The sequence below is a fragment of the Mucilaginibacter sp. genome (genome assembly GCF_964263795.1).
Classification (GTDB): Bacteria; Bacteroidota; Bacteroidia; order Sphingobacteriales; family Sphingobacteriaceae; genus Mucilaginibacter.
In genome coordinates this window covers 60,457-79,191 of the sequence record NZ_CAXVWK010000100.1, presented here as the reverse complement: position 1 = coordinate 79,191, position 18,735 = coordinate 60,457, and the positions used below count along the sequence as shown (strand labels likewise).

Genomic DNA, 18,735 nt, shown 5'->3' with positions numbered 1-18,735 from the left:
TTTAGTATAACTGTTTATACGGTATAATATTTTACACAAGTTATATTTGCAACATGCGCGTACCCTATGATCAATTAAAAGCCGAGTTTGAACGTGTGTTGATGTCTCTGGGTATCAGCTTTGATATTGCGCAAAAATGCGCGACTGTGTTTGCAGATAATAGCCGCGATGGTGTGCAAAGTCACGGTTTAAACCGCTTCCCTGTATTTGTGCAGTATATAAAAGAAGGACTGGTTAACCCGCATGCGATGCCGACATTGACCGGTTCATTGGGTGCTTTGGAACAATGGGACGGTAACCTGGGGCCGGGTATGCTGAATGCCGGCTTTTGTATGGAAAGAGCCCTGTTACTGGCAGCAAATAATGGCATCGGCTGTATAGCCCTTAAAAACACCAATCACTGGATGCGCGGCGGCACATACGGACTGCAGGCTGCCGAAGCCGGTTACATAGGGTTATGTTTTACTAATACTACTGCCAACATGCCGCCCTGGGGTGGCACCGAGCCACGCCTGGGCAATAATCCGCTGGTTATTGCTATACCTAAAGCGGGTGGTCATGTTGTGCTGGATATGGCGATGAGCCAGTTTTCTTTTGGCAAGCTTGGGCAATATCAAAACGACCAAAAGCCGCTGCCTGTAGCGGGCGGGTATGACCACGACGGAAATTTAACTACCGATGCAACCGCGATAAAACAAAGCAGGCGCGCGTTGCCTATCGGGTTTTGGAAGGGTTCGGGCTTATCAATCGTGCTCGATCTGTTGGCGACAGTACTTAGCGGCGGCAACTCAACGGCGTCTATCTCGCAGTCGGGTAAAAAGGAAACCGGTGTCTCACAAGTTTTTATAGCTATAAAAACCGATGCCGAAAAGAATGCAGAACTGATAAATGAGATTATTACTTACACCAAAAGCGGCGAGACGATCGAAGGCCAGGAGATTCTTTACCCCGGCGAAAACATGCTCCGCACGCGCAAGCAAAACTTAACGCAGGGGGTTTGGGTCGATAATGAAGCGTGGGATAAATTGCTAAGCCTGTAGCGTCAAAAATTTCCACTGTAAATTCTACCTGATCAATCCCTCAAACTTTTCCCAGAAACCGTCTTTAGGCAGCGAGGCTAAAATTTCTATAGGTTCATTTTTTACCGGGTGGATAAATTGAAGGCGGCGTGCATGCAAACAAATGCTTTTGCGCAAACTGCCGCGCGGATAGCCGTATTTATTATCGCCAACTATCGGGCATCCCAGGGTAGATAGCTGCACCCTTATCTGGTGTGGACGGCCTGTTATCGGGTCGACTTCAATTACGTAATAGCCATCCAGTTCGCCTACAAGTTTGTAGCTCAGTTCGGACCGTAAACTGCCGGTTACCTCCTTATCGTGGGCCTTTGTGACGTTTTTCTGCGGGTTTTTGATCAGGTAATGCACCAAAGTACCGGCTTCCGGGTAAGGGCGCTTGCGAACAATAGCATAGTAGGTTTTATGCATATCGCGGTTTTTAAACATTTTGTTTATCCTATCCAACGCCTTACTGGTTTTGGCGAAAAGGATCACGCCGCTTACCGGCCTGTCCAACCGGTGCACCACACCTAAAAAAGCGCCGTTAGGCTTGCTGTATTTTTTGGCAATGTATTTCTTCACCTTCTCATCCAGCGATTCATCACCAGTATCATCAAGCTGTACAATATCACCCGCGCGTTTGTTTACTGCTATCAGGTGATTATCCTCATAAAGAATATCTTTATCTGTAATATCCTGGCTGGTATAATTATGTTCTGGTCGGGCCAATTACTTCTATTTTATATTGACGATTTTAGATAGCTGCGCTTCCGCGCATCCACCCAATTTGTTTTTTAGAGTTTCGAGCGAAGCATATCTGCACACTGTTAGTATCCTTCCTTCTCGTTGGGGAAACTTTTGGCTTTAACATCACCAACGTAGTTTTGAATGGCATCGTTCATGATATCGTACATATTGCTGTACTGGCGTAAAAACCGGGGCTTAAAGCCTTTGTTGATTCCCAGCATATCATGTATCACTAATACCTGGCCGTCGCAGTGCTGTCCGGCACCAATACCTATAGTGGGTATACTCAGGCTTTCGCTCACCTGGCGGGCAAGTTTGGCCGGAATTTTTTCAAGCACAACACCAAAGCAGCCCAGTTCCTGCAATTTTAAAGCGTCCTCTTGAAGCTTTGCGGCTTCGGCATCTTCCTTTGCACGAACGGTGTAGGTGCCAAACTTATAAATCGACTGCGGCGTTAAACCCAGGTGGCCCATTACGGGTATTCCTGCAGTTAAAATCCGGCTGATAGACTCCGCGATTTCTACACCACCCTCCATCTTCACCGCGTGCGCACCAGATTCTTTCATGATACGGATGGCTGATGATAGCGCCTCTTTAGAATTCCCCTGGTAAGAGCCAAACGGAAGATCGACCACTACCAGCGCCCGTTTTGCGGCCCGAACTACCGACGATGCATGATAGATCATCTGATCCAGGGTTATCGGCAGGGTGGTTTCGTGCCCGGCCATTACATTAGATGCCGAATCGCCCACCAAAATAATATCCATCCCCGCATTATCTACAATAGCGGCCATTGAGTAATCGTAGGCGGTAAGCATGGCTATCTTTTCGCCACGGTTTTTCATTTCCTGCAGTATATGAGTGGTTATCCGTTTAACTTCTTTATTTACCGACATGCGTATTTTATGATAGTGACTTTAAGTGGGTTCGCAAATGTAAAAACTAATTTGCATTAAATCAGGTGCGCTATAATTTCCTGTATTGTTCAAAGCAAATCAGGCTTTGAAAGTATCTGCTACGTTAATTAATATGCATACTATGTTGTGTCAAAATATTTATTAACTCTTGGTAAAACATTTAGGAATATTTTATACCTTTATGCCACCTAACCAGTATAAAACTTGATTTGTGAGTAACACCTTATACTCATAGAAGATGAAACACAATTGCTACAAGTGCAAACGGCCGCTAAAAGACCGCCTTTCGCGCGGCATAATCATGAAAACATTTTTACCGTTTTTACCGATAAAGGTATTTTTTTGCAGCAAATGCCTGGCAAAACGTCTTGTTTGGGGTAAGGATTAAACCTATAGCAGCCCTTTCGGGATAGTAGACACCGCCTATACTGCCTGCAAAAAAATCGAAATTTAGCTTCGGACATTACAAATAAAAGTCTATTTTTGCGCCGTGAACAAAGAGGTATCCTACTTCCGCCATCCGGTATTGTTTCACGGGGCCTTGCAACAGGCAAACCGGCATTTTCATCCTTTCAATTTTTTTGCAAAATGAATCATTTCACCAAATTACCTGCAGTATTGTTACTGGCCGACGGAACCGCTTTTTATGGTAAGGCCGCCGGTAAAATTGGCACTACCACCGGCGAGATCTGTTTTAATACCGGCATGACCGGCTACCAGGAAATTTTTACAGACCCATCTTACTTTGGGCAGATAATGGTAGCCACAAACGCGCATATTGGCAACTACGGTATCAATACCGACGAGGTGGAATCGGGCCATATCCAGATAGCCGGCCTTGTTTGCAAGAACTACAACATCGCGTACAGCCGTAAACAAGCTAATGAATCGATACAAGATTACTTCCAGGAGCAAAATATTATAGGGATATCTGATGTAGATACCCGCCAGCTGGTACGCCATATTCGCGATAAGGGTGCCATGAATGCAATTATCTCATCAGAGATATTAGACATTGAAGAATTAAAAGCCAAGCTTGCCGAGGCACCTGATATGGACGGACTGGAACTGTCATCACAGGTGTCAACAAAAGAAACCTATACCTTTGGCGATGAAAACGCCGCCTACCGTGTGGCCGTGCTTGACCTTGGAGTAAAGAGAAACATTCTGCGCAACTTTGACGACCGCGACGTTTACGCAAAAGTTTATCCGGCTAAAACTACCTTCGAAGAAATGGAGAAAGATTTTTCTCCTTCAGGATATTTTATCTCCAACGGCCCCGGAGATCCATCGGCAATGCCTTATGCTATTGATACCGTAAAAGACATTTTAGCTGCTGATAAACCTTTGTTTGGAATTTGCCTTGGCCACCAGTTGCTGGCACTTGCTAACGACATCCCGACAAAAAAGATGTTTAATGGCCACCGCGGCTTAAACCACCCGGTTAAAAACGTGATCATTAACCATTGCGAAGTAACCTCGCAAAATCATGGCTTTGGTGTAGTGCAGGATGCTGTGCGCGCATCTGATAAGGTTGAGATAACCCACGTGAACCTGAACGATCAGTCGATTGAAGGTATCCGTGTAAAAGATAAAAAAGCATTTTCGGTACAGTACCACCCCGAATCATCTCCCGGCCCGCACGATAGCCGTTACCTGTTTGATGATTTTATCGGGCTGATGAAAAAATAATCTTTAAACAGCCTGTAGCTTAATTACAGGCTGTTTTGTTTTAAGCCGGATGCCGATAATTAACACACGCTTAACTTCGGCAATGTACATTTGCCGTACCTATGAAAAATTTTCTTGCTGGTTCGTTTTTTTATATCAAAGCAGGCTGTTGTTTGCTGTTTGTGTTCTGGAGCGCTTTATATGCATCAGCCCAAAGCTCGGTGAGTATTGGCGCCGGTATCAACCAACCGGTACAATCGGGTTTTGGCATTGGGTGGGAAGCCGGCCTGCAATACAACATCAAACTGGCCGACAAACTATATATAGACCCTGCCTTAAGCTACGCCGAATTAAATCCTGCTAATAATTTCCAAACCCGCAACTGGAAACTGTACAAGTTCGGTTTAGGCGGCAAGTACTATTTAAGTAATCCGTTCTTTGTACGTGCCGGGGCTTTTGTACAACTTGAAAAAGACTCATATTTAAATACCGGCGGCCAGATAGGCGCCCTAATTGGCGCAGGATATGACATTCCCCTATCAGGACGCAATTTGCTCGAAGTATCGGCAAGGTCCGATTTTTGGCGGCCTACCCATCATGAATTTAGACCGATATTGGGGTTGGCGGTGGCTTACAAGTTTAGGTTTGCAGATAAATAGTTTGTTATGCGGTTGTATGTATTGTTAAATAGTTAAATTTAACCAACTAATACCAGCATGTATGACAACTTTTCAACCCCACATCCTCCCTACCCTTACGGTTAATGATGCAGCATCTGCGCTGGATTTCTATAAAGAAGCTTTTGGCGCGATGGAGATAATGCGCAATGTGAGCGACGGCCATACCGTAGGTATCATCTCTATAGAAGGCGTACAGGTGATCGTGGCCGATGAATCGCCGGAGCATGGCAACCTGGGGCCGGATAAACAAACCAGCATAAGTGTACGGCTCGGCTTAATGGTTGCCGACCCGGATGCTTTAGCCAAGCGCGCCATAGCAGCAGGCATTACCGTTGTTTACCCGGTTGACGACCAGGACTACGGCTACAGGCTTGGCCACTTTATTGACCCTTTTGGCCATCATTGGGAAATTGGCAAGCCGTTGTAGTGTACTCATCCCAGACACGATATGAGGTTAACGAAACGCTTTTTTGCTTTCCTGCTTGTTTTTTGCCTGTGCCTGAATAGTGCAATCGGCCAGCAATATAAACTGCTCTCCTACCTGGATATTAAAGTGGATAGCAACGGCAACCTGCCCCGCAACCCATACATTATCAACATTAAAAATCATCACAAGCAATTAATCGTCATCGGTACACAGCATACCCGCGATACGCTCAACCCCATGTTTACCGGCATTGAAAATGCATTTATCACTCTCCGGCCACAAGTAGTGATAAACGAAGGCCCCAATCTGAGCAAGGCTTATACTTCCCGTAGTCAGGCTATCGCAACCGACGGTGAGTTAGGGCTCGAAAAATTCCTGGCAGACGAGGCCGGCATAAAAACCATAACAGGCGACGAGCCCGATAAGCAGGAGTTTGAAGAACTGACCGCCGCTTTCTCTGAAGAGGAAGCATTTGTGTTTTTTGCCTCCGAGCGGTTTATTTTTCCTTTTGTATTTGGGCAATATAAGGGAACTTTAGAAAACGAATACGCCAATAACTTTATTAAAGGCTACCTCGAAAAAGAGAACATCAGCATAACCCCTAAACAAAAGCAACTGAGCTATTACAAAGTAGCCTATCGAAAATATTTTCATCAGGATTTTAACCTGCACACCATAGATCAGCATAACTTTACCCCTTTCGGCAGGTCGAGTCACTTTAATGAGGTTACCCGCAAATCAAAAGAACTGCGTGACCGCTATCTGCTCAAGCAAATTGCCGCTCAATTGAAAATTCATGACAGGGTTTTGGTGATTTACGGCGGCTGGCATGTGCTGGCTATTGAACCCACCTTAAGCCAGATCATGCAATTACAATAGCAGATGATTGGATTAAGACATTGATAGCAGATCAAAAGTATCCTCTATCTACTCCCCTCGGGAATACCTTTACCGACAATTTACCGCTGCTCGCCTAATAGCACTAACGGTAGAAGCCGATTTGATACACTTTTGTGATGTTAAAACTAAACATCATGAGCACCATCTTATCCGCCACATTTATTTACGCTGTTATTTGTATAGTTCAATACGCTATAATATTGTTCAATTTAATTGGCAGCCTCATTTGCTGATTTTGGCAAAGCTATTGCGATATCCCTGCTAAAATATCGCTATGAAAAAGGGAGACACAGTACATTGGGAGTGGGGAAAAGCCGAAGCCGAAGGCAAAATAACAGGCAAACATACAGCACCCGTTACCAAAACCATTAAAGGATCAAAAGTTAAACGCAATGCCAGTAAAGATGAACCCGCGTTTGACATTGAACAAGAGAATGGGAGCAAAGTATTGAAATCGGAAAGTGAGTTAAATAAGGGAAAAAAGTAGCCTTTTATCATAAATAAATTATGTGCACCTGTTTTTACCGGGAATTTAGCGTATTTCGCCGGTGGTGATATGGTTATTAGCCAAATACATCCCATATTTACAGTATGGCAAACCAACCAATCATCACTGTAAAAAACCTTGTAAAAAACTACGACGATTTTAAGGCCGTTAAAGGCATTAGCTTCGAGGTGTTCCAGGGCGAGATCTTCGGGCTGCTTGGCCCCAACGGAGCCGGCAAGACTACCACGCTGGAGATCATTGAAACCCTGCGCGAGAAAACCTCGGGCGAGATCACCGTTGATGGCTTTAATATCGAAATAGATGCTGCGAGCATTAAACAGCGTATAGGCGTACAACTACAGGCCGCCGGGTACTACCCCAACCTTAACCTATCAGAACTTATCGTTTTGTTTTCCGGCCTGTATGGCATAACAAAAAGCCCGATAGAGATGCTGGAGAAAGTTGCCCTTAACGATAAGGCCAAGGCCAAATACAAAGATTTGTCGGGCGGGCAAAAACAGCGCTTTTCCATTGCCACTACCCTCATTAATAATCCACGAATTATTTTCCTTGACGAACCTACCACCGGCCTTGACCCGCAGGCGCGCCGTAACCTTTGGGACCTGATCCGCGAGATCAGGGATGCAGGGACAACGGTAGTGATCACCACCCATTATATGGACGAAGCAGAGGTACTGTGTGACCGGGTAGCTTTTGTTGATGGCGGCCATATTATTGGTATAGATACGCCCGACAGGTTTATTGACCAACTGGTAGCCAGCGGCTTTGAGCGCGAAAAGCAAACCAAAGGTGCCAACCTGGAGGATGTGTTCATCAACCTAACCGGTAAAGAGTGGCGGGAAGCATAAGCCGTCCCCGAACCGCTAAAGGGGAATCAGCCGCAGTAGCAGATACTTATATCAGCAAACGACTCAATGACGAATGACTTAATGACAATTTTCTATGAAATACAGTAACACCCGCGCCACGCTGGCCATTGCCAAGGCAAGTTTTCGTTCCATCATCCGCAGCCCATCGGCGGTAGTATTTAGCCTGGCATTTCCCCTCATCTTTATATTGGTGTTTGCCAACATTGGCGGCAGCGGCGTTTCTGTAGATGTGGGTGTGGCAAAAGGTTGTGACACCCTTAATCCCGTTTACCAGGCGCTGAAAAGCAACCCGGTGATGCACCTTATTCGCGACCAGGCACCCGATGAGATGGCAAAGAACCTGGCTAAGGGCAGCATAGATGCCATTATTGATATCAAAGCTTACACGCCGGGCAAAGCGCTGGGTATGGATGTTAAATATAGTAAAGCGTCTGAGGGAAAAGGCGGAATATTAAAGTCGGTGTTAAACAATGTGTTCTACCGCATGCAATCGGAGTTGCTCAAACGGATCCAATCTTATTCCGGGATCGAATTACCGAAAGTGGTAGACCTGCAGGAAACCATTATCAGTGGCCGCGAGTACAAATACATCGATTTTATATTGCCCGGTCAGCTGGGCTTTTCACTGCTGAGCAGCGGCGTGTTTGGCACGGCCTTCGTATTTATCAGCCTGCGGTTAACACTGGTGATCAAACGCTTTTTTGCTACACCGGTTAAAAAATACAGCATTGTATTAGGCGAAGCTTTAGCCCGTCTTGTATTTTCACTGATAGGTGCGCTATTTATCATCTGTGTTGGGCACTTCATGTTCGGCTTCACGCTCATACACGGTGTCGTCACGGTGCTTAATATGTTGGTGCTGTCGGCAATCGGGCTTATTATTTTTATGGGTTTTGGGTTCACCATTTCAGGGATTGCTAAAAACGAAAGTTCGGTACCTCCTATATCCAACATCATTACACTTCCTCAATTCTTACTGTCGGGCACCTTCTTTTCGGTAACCGCATTCCCTAAGTGGCTGCAGTATTTAAGTAATGCTTTGCCGCTTACGCATTTAAATAACGCCATGCGTAAGGTAGCCTTTGAAGGCGCAGGCCTTGCAGATGTTAGCCATCAATTGCTCATCCTGCTTATCTGGGGCATAGTGGTTTACGCGGTGGCTGTTAAAACATTTAAATGGGAGTAGGTAAAGTTACGGTTATATGCGTAAAATTTTAGGGATCTGGGCAATCTTAACCCTTTCATCGGTTGCCTTAAAGGCACAGGACTCAAAACCTGGTACCTGGGGTATTGTAACGGCGGTAATGCCGGGCGATAGTGCCCACCGCTGGGGTGGTTACGCTGAGTTTCAAACCCGTACCAACGGCGCATTTTTTAGTCAGTTCCAATATTATGAGGCAAAGGCCGGCGTAAGTTACGACATCGACAAAAATTTTGTGGCACTGGTTGGCACCGGTACTTACCACACTTACGACTACTTTAACGTAAGCGACGGGCCAACCATAAACGAGTACCGCGTTTGGGAACAAATGACCATTAACCAGTTTCTTACCCCGTTAAAGTTTGAGCACCGCTACCGCGTAGAACAGCGCTGGGTAGATGGCTTATACCGCAACCGGTTTCGCTACAGGCTTAACATGTTCATCCCGCTTAACAACACCAAGATCGTAGCAAGAACCTGGTTTCTCTCTGTTTACGATGAGGTGTTCTTCACCAATAAAACACCCAACTTTGAGCGTAACCGGCTGTTGGCAGCAATAGGTTACCAGTTCGATAAAAAGTGGATAGCGCAGGCCGGGTGGATTAATCAGCGCAACTACACCGCAAACACCAGCAGTGCAAAAAACAATATGATACTTACTTTAATGTATCGCATTAACCGCAAAAACAGTAAGGAGCATGAGCAGGTGCCTACCACAACCGATTAATATACTCATCAGCAAGATCAAATGAGCCCGTTGGTGTATTTTTAACACAATTGGCTGCTAATCGGTATAAATACAAAATTTCAATTGCAGTTTCCTGATTTTGCGCTTAACTTAGCCCTGCAAATTACTTAGTATATCACTCACAAAATCATAAAATAAACTATGAGCTTAATAATTGATGTTCATGCGCGCCAGATACTTGACTCTCGTGGCAACCCTACAATTGAAGTAGATGTAATTACAGAAAACGGTGTTCTTGGCCGTGCTGCGGTACCGTCTGGTGCCTCAACCGGTATGCATGAGGCTGTTGAGCTTCGCGATAACGACAAAGCGGTATACATGGGCAAAGGCGTTTTAAAAGCCGTTGATAATGTAAACGAGATCATCGCTGCCGAACTGAAAGGCGTTGACGTATTTGAGCAAAACGCTATCGATAGTTTAATGATAGAGCTTGATGGTACCGAAAACAAAGGTAAATTGGGTGCTAACGCTATCCTGGGTGTTTCTTTGGCCGTTGCAAAAGCTGCCGCTCAGGAAAGCCGCCAGCCTTTATACCGTTACATTGGCGGTGTTAACGCTAACATCCTGCCTATCCCGATGATGAACATTGTTAATGGTGGTTCGCACTCTGATGCGCCTATCGCTTTCCAGGAGTTCATGATCATGCCTGTTGGCGCTTCAACCTTTTCTGAGGCTATCCGCTGGGGTACCGAAGTGTTTCATAACCTCAAAAAGATCCTGCATGACCGTGGTTTATCTACCGCTGTTGGCGACGAAGGCGGCTTTGCCCCAACTTTTGAAGGTACCGAAGATGGCGTTGAAACCATTTTGAAAGCGATTGAAAAAGCAGGTTACAAACCGGGCGAAGATATCTTTATCGCGTTTGATTGTGCTGCATCTGAGTTTTACAAAGACGGCAAATACGATTATACCAAATTTGAAGGCGAAAAAGGTGCTATCCGCACCAGCGCCGAGCAGGTAGAATACCTTGCTGAATTAGCTGCAAAATATCCGATCATTTCTATTGAAGATGGTATGGCTGAGGATGACTGGGATGGCTGGAAAATGCTGACCGAAAAAATTGGCGACAGGATCCAGTTAGTGGGTGACGATTTGTTTGTAACCAACGTTAAACGCTTACAACAAGGTATTGACAACGATACTGCCAATTCTATCCTGGTAAAAGTAAACCAGATAGGTTCATTAACTGAAACTATCAACGCAGTAAGTTTAGCACAAAGCAACGGTTACACCTCGGTAATGAGCCACCGTAGCGGCGAAACAGAAGATGTTACCATTGCCGATTTAGCGGTAGCCTTAAATTGCGGCCAGATCAAAACCGGTTCGGCATCACGCAGCGACAGGATCGCTAAATACAACCAATTGCTGCGCATCGAAGAGGAATTAGGTACTTCGGCCCGTTTTATTGGTAAAGATTTTAAATTTTTGAAGAAAAGATAAAAAAGCTAAAGCCGTAAGGGAAAATTAAAAGCTCCGGGTAACCGGGGCTTTTTTTATGTATCTACGCTTTTAATGCAGATAACCATTTAAAGGATATTCACTATTGCCGAGATAATGCAATACTATCCCATTTTCAATTCTCCCGATCTCTTTATACTTTAGCCGGGATGAAAGGCAGGGGTATAGTCAGGGTTGTGGTGATCTTATTGGTTTTGGCGTTTACCATTGGGTGCGATCAGGTGTCTAAATCAATTGTGCGCACAAAGCTGGATGTTTATGACCGGTACAGCTTTATTGGCAACCATTTTACGCTTTTAAAGGTAGAGAACACCGGCGCGTTCCTTAGCCTTGGCGACAAACTAGCCAACCCTTACCGTTTTATTTTGCTTACCTTATTGCCGGTGCTCTCGCTTTTGGGCGGATTGCTTTACATCCTCATCAAGCGCAATTTTAACCCGCTTACGCTTTTCGGGATCATTTTTGTTATCGGCGGCGGCATGGGTAACCTATACGACCGTATCGCCCACGGCTCAGTAACGGATTTTATGCATATCGACTTCGGCCTTTTTCAAACCGGTATTTTTAATGTTGCCGATGTATCTATTATGATAGGTGTCGGGCTGATATTTGTTGATGGCTTTGTGAAGAATAAGGACGGGAAAGAGCAGGAAGCCTTGGCTGCAGAATAAAGTCCCTCCCTCGTCACCTAAAACTCACAACTCAGCAATCATACCTTACTTAATAATAAAAGCGTATCTTTGCCGTAAATACCCGTCGATTTACGGTTTTGATCAATACATACTCTTCAGAATCCTCTTAATGCTTCGCGTTAGCACATATACATTACAAACATTACATGTCATTCGAAAATTTAAATTTAATTGAGCCTATATTAAAGGCTTTAAAAACTGAGGGTTATGTAAACCCTACGCCTATACAAGAACAAGCAATACCTTACATACTACAACACCGCGACCTTTTAGGCTGCGCACAAACCGGTACCGGTAAAACAGCTGCCTTTGCAATCCCAACTTTGCAGTTACTTTTTTTAGACAAGCAAAAGCATAAAGAGCAAAAATCAATTAAGGCCCTTATCCTTACCCCTACCCGCGAATTGGCTATCCAGATCAGCGAAAGCTTTACCGCTTACGGCAAAAACACCGGCTTAAAAAACCTGGTTATTTTTGGTGGTGTATCGCAAGGCCCGCAAACAGATGCCCTGCGCCGCGGAGTGGACGTTTTAATAGCTACCCCCGGCCGTTTACTTGACCTGATGAACCAGCGCTTTGTGCATTTAGAGCATATAAAAATGCTGATACTGGACGAAGCCGACCGTATGCTGGATATGGGCTTTGTTAACGATGTTAAAAAGATAATTGCCAAAGTACCGCAAAACAGGCAAACACTTTTCTTTAGCGCTACCATGCCTATCGAAATTCAGAGCCTGGCCGATTCTATACTGCAAAAACCTGCACGTGTGGAAGTTGCACCGGTATCATCAACAGCCGATACCATTCAACAATCTTTATACTTTGTTGAAAAGAACGATAAGCGCCTGTTGCTTAATCATATTTTAAAAGATAAGGCAATTAAAACCGCACTGGTATTTACCCGTACTAAGCATGGGGCGGATAAGGTGGTGAAAGACCTGGTGAAAGCCGGTATTACTGCCGAAGCCATACACGGTAACAAGTCACAAAATGCCCGCCAGCGTGCGTTAACTAACTTTAAGAACCGCACTACGCGCGTTTTGATAGCTACCGATATTGCTGCCCGTGGTATTGATATTGACGATTTGACCCACGTGATCAACTACGAGATACCTAATATACCAGAAACTTACGTTCACCGTATTGGCCGTACAGGCCGTGCCGGCGCAAGTGGTATCGCTTTAACTTTTTGCGATGGCGAAGAAGAAATTGATTACCTGAAAGATATTCATAAACTGATAGCTAAAGAAATACCGATTGAAGAAGGGCACCCTTACCCGTTGAGCATACAAGCCATGACGGAGAAGATGCTGAGCAAAGCCAAAAACGCTCCTGCTAAAAGCAAAAGCGGTGGCGGCAGTAGGTCTGGTGGTGGTGGCGGTCAACGCAGCGGCGGAAGGCCGGGCGGTAATCGCAGTGGCGGTGCCACCAATAGCCGTGGCGGTGCCAGCGGCATGAGCGGCGGCAGCAGGTCATCCGGCCAAAGGCGCAGGGATTAAGTTAGGTAGTGGGTGTTGGGCATTGGCTTTAAGTTCTAAAAATCCTGTTATCTGCTCACCACTCACTATTTACTACTCACTACTCACCAGAAAATTTATTTGCATCCCTCAAAGAAATTAAATAGCTTTAAAGTGAAAATTCAGCCCGGACAAATGAAACGCCTTTTTGACCTTATCAAGAATAAATTCTTTCTGGCAACGGTGGCATTTGTTATCTGGATGATCTTTTTTGATAAGAACGATCTGTTCTCTCAATATGAATACCATCAGCAGCTCAGCAAACTTAAGCAGGAGCAGCAATTCTACAAAACCGAAACCGAAAAGGTAAATAATGACCTGGATGAACTCACATCCGACAAGGTAAAACTTGAGAAATTCGCCCGCGAAAAATACCTCATGAAAAAAGATAACGAAGACGTTTTTGTTATCGAACATGAGAAGAAACAATAACCGAGATTCAGCAGATTTTTAAGTATTTGTATGGAATTAAACATTCCGTTATCCTGAATTTATTTCAGAATCCTTCTTGATAAGTGGCGACTATGCATCTGAGATGACAAAATAAATTCGGCATGACGTAGTGCAACACGCCTTGCCGTTATCCTTAATTAAAGTTTTATTCTTCGACCGGTGACAGCAATTCGTTCATTTGCTATAAACATTACAATGATCCACGTAATAATAAAAGGTAGCAACAACAAAATTGCAACATTTCCAACAAGTAAAAACAATATCAAATAGGACGTTGGAAAAAAATAAAGGGCTTTTTTAAAATGCTTACTCTTGGTTATAAATGGCAAGCTGAAAATGGACATATGAGTAATTAACAATAATATCCAAGTTATAAACTCAAAATTTGTCATTAAGCCTGCCTTAAGCAACGACATCGGGGCGGATACTTCGACGCCATAAATAGATATCCAACCTTTTTCGCCTCCATTGATAGGTATTCCTATCAAAAGAGAGAATATAATTAATAACATTAATAAAAATTTCATTTGACTTTAAATTAATTACATGGCCCATGGCCTTGCGGAGCACCATTAGGGGTTGCATTCGCATTAGTGCAATCTCGTCGCCGCAGGGTCTCTCTTTTATGAATCTGCGATCTTTCATAGTGCAGGGTATGGAGACCCACTAAGACGTGCGAGATGAAAAAAGATAACGGATTTAGCAGATCTTGGGGATTAAGGAATTTTGATTGCGTATTTGTAATTCTTTTAATTCTTAAAATTCGCATTCAGAGAGCTTACTTGACCAGTACCTTCACCACTATTGTTATCACCACCACTGCCAATAAAAATAACCAAGTAGCTTTATGGGCAAAATTGAATGTCCAGCCTAATCCATAGCGCTTGTTGATGATCAGCTTAGGGTTAAGCGGATTGTAATAGACCAATCCCCATTTCCAATGGCTGTTGTCGTCGTTATTTAATTCGTTCATTGGGTTAGTTACGGGTTTCTATTTTAGGTACAGCGAACATCGCTTCTTTAATATACTTAACCGGGGCGCTGCCATAGCTCAGGAACTTCTCGTTAAACTCCTTTAGCTTATAGGCGTTGGCCTTTTTCTTTTTCCACTCATCGCGCAATGCCACAATTTCTTTGTAACCCGTGTAATAGCTGGTGAGCTGCACGCTGCTCACACTTACCCGTTTCCATTTGCCCTCGGCTTCGGCCTGTTGTTGAAAGGCTTCTTTGGTCAGCATTTTTATTGCTTGTTCTTTACCCATGTTATTGGCATGCACACTATAATCCAGGATGGTGTTACATACCGATCGCAGGTTCCACTTGTACCACATCAGGCGCATCTCGGGCTCGTTATTACCAAAGCCGGCATCCAGCATCATTTGCTCGGTGTAAACCGCCCAACCTTCTATCATCGCTCCGTTACCGAAAACAGATTTGATGATACTTGGCGCTTTGTTAGCGTAAACCAGCTGCGTGTAATGCCCCGGTATCGCTTCGTGGATGCACAGTATCTGCAAAATGTATTGGTTGTACTCACGCAGGTAGCTTTCGGCACGTTCCGGCGCCCAACCCGCCAGGCTGCCTACATTATAATAGGTGTTACCCTCTTTATCGTAAGGCCCCGGCGAACTTACCGACGCACCGGCAACACCTGCCATGTAACCCGGCTCCTTGCGTACCACCAGCGGTTTAGACGGATCAAGCGTGAGCAGATCTTTTGTACGAATAAAGGCGGTAAGCTTTGGCAATTCCTTCTCAATGGCCGATTGAAACTCACCAGGGGCAACGTGTTTGGCCGACAAGGTATCTATCATCTGAGCTATCACTTCTAGCGAATCTTTAGGCGCACTGCGTGTACCGAAATACTTTGGCCAAAGCTGGCGGCTTAGCCTGGTCATTTCGCGGTGCAAAAACTTTTTACGTTCAACTGCAGAGTTGTAGGTTTGCTGGGCGGTTCCCTCGGCCTGGATGTCGTATTTAAACTTGGCTTCGTACAGTTCTTTACCCAGCCGGAAGCTGCGGGGTTTATCATTTTTAAGGGCCTTTAAATAAGCCGCAAAACTACGAATAGCTTCTGCAGATACTTTGGCTCGGTCGAGCATTAACTTTTGCTCGGCGACCGGTATATTGGTTTTCTTAAGTGAGTCTGCAAAGTCGCTCTTGAACACGCTTACTCCGCCCAGATGCTGATCAACAGCCAGTGAGGTAAGTTCGGGCACCGGATTTTTGATCTGCTTTTCGGCTTCCTTATAATAGGCCGGGATAAAGGCCATCTTTTGATAAAAATTACGCATGCGCTTACTTAAAGGCGCGTAATGTTCATTTAAGATGTAGGCAAAGGTGCTGATGACGTTGTATGACGATGGGTTCCACTGGTAATCCTTTAACTGCTCCAGGTTCCACTGGATAGATTCCATCTGGTTTTGAATTAAATGATAATCCATTTTGTTGGCGTCAGAAAGGCTGTTTACCTCAAAACGGCTCAATGAATCCATTTGTTTCTTACTGAAATGGATAGCCTCATTGCGATTTTTATCGGTTGGAATAACCATCAGGCTATCATACTTGTGGTAACCAACGCTTGTTGCCCAATCAGGGTTTTGTTTCCAAAGCTCATCTAAAAAGTGCTCTTCATAAAGGCTAAAAGCGGCATCATCTTTAGTGGTGATCTGCTCGCTGCCCTGGCCGTCTTTTTTACATGCCGAAAAAGCGGCTACGTAAAGCGATAATAAAAGTATCTTTTTAATCACAGTAAGTGTGTATTAGCTATAATGGATAAACTTAAAACATTTGATCCAAATAAAATCAAACCCCCGCTTAAATTGTTATATAACAAAAACATTTTATGGACGAGCACCAGATCCTGATAGCAGAAATTATTAAACTTTTAGAGGGTGGTGGCGCGCATGCTACCTTAGAAGACGCTCTTGCAGATATCCCTGCAGATAAACGCGGTATAAAGCCTGATAATTTGCCTTACAGTATCTGGCAACTGGCAGAGCACATCCGGATAGCGCAATGGGATATGCTGGAGTTTAGTAAAGACGGCAGCCATGAATCGCCCAAATGGCCTGACAAATACTGGCCCGAAGAAAGCAGCCCGGCTAACGATGCTACCTGGGAAAAGACCATTGAAAGTATCAATACTGACAGGGATGCCTTTATAGAATTGCTAAAGAGCGAGGACATTTATGCCAATATACCACACGGTACCGGCCAAACTATCTTGCGCGAAGCACTGCAAATGGCCGATCATACCGCCTACCATACTGCAGAGATCATCTTATTAAGACGCCTGCTGGGGATTTGGAAATCGTAAAGGTTTGCAGAAACACGAAAATTAGTTTTGTGATACTTAACAGAGAATACGAAGAACGAAGCAGGCTTTAAATTTCATATCAGCTATATTAATCTAAAGATTGCTTCGTTCCTTGCAGTTAATTACACTGATCTATTTTAAGCCCTTCACAAAATCGACTATACTACTCACCAATTCGGGTTTTAGCGGTAGATTTGGTTTTGTGTAGGTTGCAGTGTTTAGGGCCTTGTCTGCGGGGGCTTCTTTCAAAACGTGGTTCATGCCCGGGATAATTACCAGTTTGGCATCAGATGGTGCCGCTTTCTTAAGTTTCTCTGCATCGGCAACGGTAACCTGTATATCAGTAGTTCCCTGCAAGATCAGCATAGGCAGTTTGATCTTTTTTAGTTCGCGGGCAGGGTCATACCTAAACCAGGACGCAAGGTAAGGCTGCATATCGGGCCCTGCTATTGCGTAGATCTTCGGGTCAATCTTATCTGTAAATTTTCCCTTTTTCAAACTATCCAGCATCAGCTTAAAATTATCAGCAATGTACTGCGGCTGGGCCTTCATCTGCTCGGTCATGATCTTATCCGCAGGCTGGCCTGCACCTGCAATAGATATAAATGCTTTCGCGGGCTGATCGCGGCAGGCCAGCATGCCTACCAATGACCCTTCACTATGGCCTAAAACAACTATCTTAGAGAAACGGGAATCATCATTCAGCATGTTGATCAACCCTACGGCGTCATCAACATAATCATCAAAACGCATCTCTTTAGGTTTGGTTGATGACACGCTTTGCCCAATGCCACGCTTATCATACCTTAATGAGGCAATGCCGTTTTTGCCTAACTCGTTCGCCAGCATTTTATAAGTGTTACCTGATAAGCTGCCCTGGTTATTGTTTCCGTCGCGGTCTGTAGGGCCAGAGCCGGCAATGATAAGAACTACAGGAAGCTTACCTGTAGCATCTTTTGGCAGCGATAACGTACCAGAAACTGTACCGGAAAGGGTTTTTAAGGCAACCGGCGACTCGGTTAAAGACGGATCAACCGGAATGGTTACGAATGGATCTTTATATGGCTTAAAAAATATCCCGATAAGCTTATTCTGGTTATTCAGCGAAATGTTTAGCAGGAAAGTCGCGTTGGCAAATACCGCTTTATAAATAGCGGTAGGTGCTATATATTCAACCGGCTCCGCCTGGTTTAAGGTGCCTAACTGCGCCTTTAACTGGCTGGTGGTTGTGTTCCACTTATCGGCAGTGATGCTGGCCTTTAATTCGGGGCTAAACATATTATATACACTGTCTGGCTTGTTGCCATTGTAAAATTGCTTAAACTTATTTAGCACAACCAGATAATTGGCCGGAGGGGTTTGTGCGCTGGCAGTAAAAGCCGTTAACAATACTAAAATAACACTGTAAAATATCTTCATTTTATAATCAGGTGTACAAACGTTTGGCACGAAAATAACAAAAATTGGAACGCCGTTTCCTAATTGCTTATTACTTACGGCAACATTTATAAAAAATGTGCGTAAAAGGAAATGTTAAATTTACATCATTGTAATAATGTTGTTATATTTA

General features: G+C 44.4%; 20 protein-coding genes. 14 read left to right on the top strand and 6 right to left on the bottom strand.

Annotated features, from left to right (window positions below):
• Window positions 1-53: 53 nt before the first annotated feature.
• Entirely contained in the window at window positions 54-1,040 is a 987-nt protein-coding gene (yiaK, locus tag ACE5CV_RS16455) for a 3-dehydro-L-gulonate 2-dehydrogenase (RefSeq protein ID WP_374951287.1), read from the top strand.
• Window positions 1,041-1,064: 24 nt separating this feature from the next.
• On the opposite strand, the gene ACE5CV_RS16450 is transcribed toward yiaK, so the two are convergent.
• Together ACE5CV_RS16450 and panB are read right to left on the bottom strand one after the other, a co-directional pair.
• The gene (locus ACE5CV_RS16450; RefSeq protein ID WP_374951286.1) at window positions 1,065-1,787 is read right to left on the bottom strand and encodes an RluA family pseudouridine synthase; all 723 of its coding nucleotides are present in this window, start codon (window positions 1,785-1,787) and stop codon (window positions 1,065-1,067) included.
• A gap of 98 nt (window positions 1,788-1,885) precedes the next feature.
• Window positions 1,886-2,701, bottom strand: a complete 816-nt coding sequence (gene panB, locus ACE5CV_RS16445; protein ID WP_374951285.1) for a 3-methyl-2-oxobutanoate hydroxymethyltransferase — start codon at window positions 2,699-2,701, stop codon at window positions 1,886-1,888.
• 609 nt (window positions 2,702-3,310) lie between these two features.
• Between panB and carA the strand changes: the two genes are divergently transcribed.
• The 12 genes from carA to ACE5CV_RS16385 all read left to right on the top strand — a co-directional run bounded on the left by carA (window position 3,311) and on the right by ACE5CV_RS16385 (window position 13,825).
• Complete coding sequence (carA, locus tag ACE5CV_RS16440; RefSeq protein WP_374951284.1) at window positions 3,311-4,414, top strand: glutamine-hydrolyzing carbamoyl-phosphate synthase small subunit; 1,104 nt, start codon at window positions 3,311-3,313, stop codon at window positions 4,412-4,414.
• Between the two features lie 101 nt (window positions 4,415-4,515).
• Window positions 4,516-5,052, top strand: coding sequence for a hypothetical protein (locus tag ACE5CV_RS16435; RefSeq protein WP_374951283.1), 537 nt, complete (start codon window positions 4,516-4,518; stop codon window positions 5,050-5,052).
• 61 nt (window positions 5,053-5,113) lie between these two features.
• Entirely contained in the window at window positions 5,114-5,500 is a 387-nt protein-coding gene (locus tag ACE5CV_RS16430) for a VOC family protein (RefSeq protein WP_374951282.1), read from the top strand.
• Window positions 5,501-5,521: 21 nt separating this feature from the next.
• Window positions 5,522-6,379 (top strand): hypothetical protein, encoded by an 858-nt coding sequence (locus ACE5CV_RS16425; protein ID WP_374951281.1) that lies wholly within the window; start codon window positions 5,522-5,524, stop codon window positions 6,377-6,379.
• Between the two features lie 295 nt (window positions 6,380-6,674).
• Complete coding sequence (locus ACE5CV_RS16420) at window positions 6,675-6,887, top strand: DUF2945 domain-containing protein (RefSeq protein ID WP_374951280.1); 213 nt, start codon at window positions 6,675-6,677, stop codon at window positions 6,885-6,887.
• A gap of 104 nt (window positions 6,888-6,991) precedes the next feature.
• Window positions 6,992-7,756, top strand: coding sequence for an ABC transporter ATP-binding protein (locus ACE5CV_RS16415; RefSeq protein WP_374951279.1), 765 nt, complete (start codon window positions 6,992-6,994; stop codon window positions 7,754-7,756).
• A 94-nt stretch (window positions 7,757-7,850) separates the two neighbouring features.
• Window positions 7,851-8,963 carry an ABC transporter permease gene (locus ACE5CV_RS16410; RefSeq protein WP_374951278.1) on the top strand — a complete coding sequence of 371 codons (1,113 nt, stop codon included), beginning with the start codon at window positions 7,851-7,853 and terminating at the stop codon, window positions 8,961-8,963.
• A 16-nt stretch (window positions 8,964-8,979) separates the two neighbouring features.
• A complete protein-coding gene (locus ACE5CV_RS16405) occupies window positions 8,980-9,705 on the top strand; it encodes a DUF2490 domain-containing protein (RefSeq protein WP_374951277.1) in 726 nt (241 codons plus the stop codon).
• Window positions 9,706-9,867: 162 nt separating this feature from the next.
• Window positions 9,868-11,166, top strand: coding sequence for a phosphopyruvate hydratase (gene eno, locus ACE5CV_RS16400; protein WP_374951276.1), 1,299 nt, complete (start codon window positions 9,868-9,870; stop codon window positions 11,164-11,166).
• Window positions 11,167-11,333: 167 nt separating this feature from the next.
• On the top strand, window positions 11,334-11,855 hold the full coding sequence (gene lspA / locus ACE5CV_RS16395) for a signal peptidase II (protein WP_374951275.1): 522 nt from the start codon (window positions 11,334-11,336) through the stop codon (window positions 11,853-11,855).
• Window positions 11,856-12,022: 167 nt separating this feature from the next.
• Window positions 12,023-13,375 (top strand): DEAD/DEAH box helicase, encoded by a 1,353-nt coding sequence (locus ACE5CV_RS16390; protein WP_374951274.1) that lies wholly within the window; start codon window positions 12,023-12,025, stop codon window positions 13,373-13,375.
• 153 nt (window positions 13,376-13,528) lie between these two features.
• Complete coding sequence (locus ACE5CV_RS16385) at window positions 13,529-13,825, top strand: septum formation initiator family protein (protein WP_374951273.1); 297 nt, start codon at window positions 13,529-13,531, stop codon at window positions 13,823-13,825.
• 158 nt (window positions 13,826-13,983) lie between these two features.
• Here ACE5CV_RS16385 and ACE5CV_RS16380 read toward each other — a convergent pair whose 3' ends face one another.
• The 3 genes from ACE5CV_RS16380 to ACE5CV_RS16370 all read right to left on the bottom strand — a co-directional run bounded on the left by ACE5CV_RS16380 (window position 13,984) and on the right by ACE5CV_RS16370 (window position 16,596).
• Window positions 13,984-14,373 carry a hypothetical protein gene (locus tag ACE5CV_RS16380; RefSeq protein ID WP_374951272.1) on the bottom strand — a complete coding sequence of 130 codons (390 nt, stop codon included), beginning with the start codon at window positions 14,371-14,373 and terminating at the stop codon, window positions 13,984-13,986.
• A gap of 251 nt (window positions 14,374-14,624) precedes the next feature.
• Window positions 14,625-14,819 carry a DUF5808 domain-containing protein gene (locus tag ACE5CV_RS16375; protein ID WP_374951271.1) on the bottom strand — a complete coding sequence of 65 codons (195 nt, stop codon included), beginning with the start codon at window positions 14,817-14,819 and terminating at the stop codon, window positions 14,625-14,627.
• Between the two features lie 4 nt (window positions 14,820-14,823).
• Entirely contained in the window at window positions 14,824-16,596 is a 1,773-nt protein-coding gene (locus ACE5CV_RS16370) for a DUF885 domain-containing protein (protein ID WP_374951270.1), read from the bottom strand.
• Between the two features lie 95 nt (window positions 16,597-16,691).
• Between ACE5CV_RS16370 and ACE5CV_RS16365 the strand changes: the two genes are divergently transcribed.
• Window positions 16,692-17,165 carry a DinB family protein gene (locus ACE5CV_RS16365; RefSeq protein ID WP_374951269.1) on the top strand — a complete coding sequence of 158 codons (474 nt, stop codon included), beginning with the start codon at window positions 16,692-16,694 and terminating at the stop codon, window positions 17,163-17,165.
• A 132-nt stretch (window positions 17,166-17,297) separates the two neighbouring features.
• Here ACE5CV_RS16365 and ACE5CV_RS16360 read toward each other — a convergent pair whose 3' ends face one another.
• Entirely contained in the window at window positions 17,298-18,584 is a 1,287-nt protein-coding gene (locus tag ACE5CV_RS16360) for an alpha/beta fold hydrolase (protein ID WP_374951268.1), read from the bottom strand.
• Window positions 18,585-18,735: the final 151 nt, after the last annotated feature.

Bases quoted from the DNA above. Each gene is read 5' to 3' on its own strand.
- yiaK (WP_374951287.1), top strand. From the start codon at position 54: ATGCGCGTACCCTATGATCAATTAAAAGCCGAGTTTGAACGTGTGTTG.
- panB (WP_374951285.1), bottom strand. From the start codon at position 2,701: ATGTCGGTAAATAAAGAAGTTAAACGGATAACCACTCATATACTGCAG.
- carA (WP_374951284.1), top strand. From the start codon at position 3,311: ATGAATCATTTCACCAAATTACCTGCAGTATTGTTACTGGCCGACGGA.
- ACE5CV_RS16435 (WP_374951283.1), top strand. From the start codon at position 4,516: ATGAAAAATTTTCTTGCTGGTTCGTTTTTTTATATCAAAGCAGGCTGT.
- ACE5CV_RS16430 (WP_374951282.1), top strand. From the start codon at position 5,114: ATGACAACTTTTCAACCCCACATCCTCCCTACCCTTACGGTTAATGAT.
- ACE5CV_RS16425 (WP_374951281.1), top strand. From the start codon at position 5,522: ATGAGGTTAACGAAACGCTTTTTTGCTTTCCTGCTTGTTTTTTGCCTG.
- ACE5CV_RS16420 (WP_374951280.1), top strand. From the start codon at position 6,675: ATGAAAAAGGGAGACACAGTACATTGGGAGTGGGGAAAAGCCGAAGCC.
- ACE5CV_RS16415 (WP_374951279.1), top strand. From the start codon at position 6,992: ATGGCAAACCAACCAATCATCACTGTAAAAAACCTTGTAAAAAACTAC.
- ACE5CV_RS16410 (WP_374951278.1), top strand. From the start codon at position 7,851: ATGAAATACAGTAACACCCGCGCCACGCTGGCCATTGCCAAGGCAAGT.
- ACE5CV_RS16405 (WP_374951277.1), top strand. From the start codon at position 8,980: ATGCGTAAAATTTTAGGGATCTGGGCAATCTTAACCCTTTCATCGGTT.
- eno (WP_374951276.1), top strand. From the start codon at position 9,868: ATGAGCTTAATAATTGATGTTCATGCGCGCCAGATACTTGACTCTCGT.
- lspA (WP_374951275.1), top strand. From the start codon at position 11,334: ATGAAAGGCAGGGGTATAGTCAGGGTTGTGGTGATCTTATTGGTTTTG.
- ACE5CV_RS16390 (WP_374951274.1), top strand. From the start codon at position 12,023: ATGTCATTCGAAAATTTAAATTTAATTGAGCCTATATTAAAGGCTTTA.
- ACE5CV_RS16385 (WP_374951273.1), top strand. From the start codon at position 13,529: ATGAAACGCCTTTTTGACCTTATCAAGAATAAATTCTTTCTGGCAACG.
- ACE5CV_RS16380 (WP_374951272.1), bottom strand. From the start codon at position 14,373: ATGAAATTTTTATTAATGTTATTAATTATATTCTCTCTTTTGATAGGA.
- ACE5CV_RS16375 (WP_374951271.1), bottom strand. From the start codon at position 14,819: ATGAACGAATTAAATAACGACGACAACAGCCATTGGAAATGGGGATTG.
- ACE5CV_RS16365 (WP_374951269.1), top strand. From the start codon at position 16,692: ATGGACGAGCACCAGATCCTGATAGCAGAAATTATTAAACTTTTAGAG.
- ACE5CV_RS16360 (WP_374951268.1), bottom strand. From the start codon at position 18,584: ATGAAGATATTTTACAGTGTTATTTTAGTATTGTTAACGGCTTTTACT.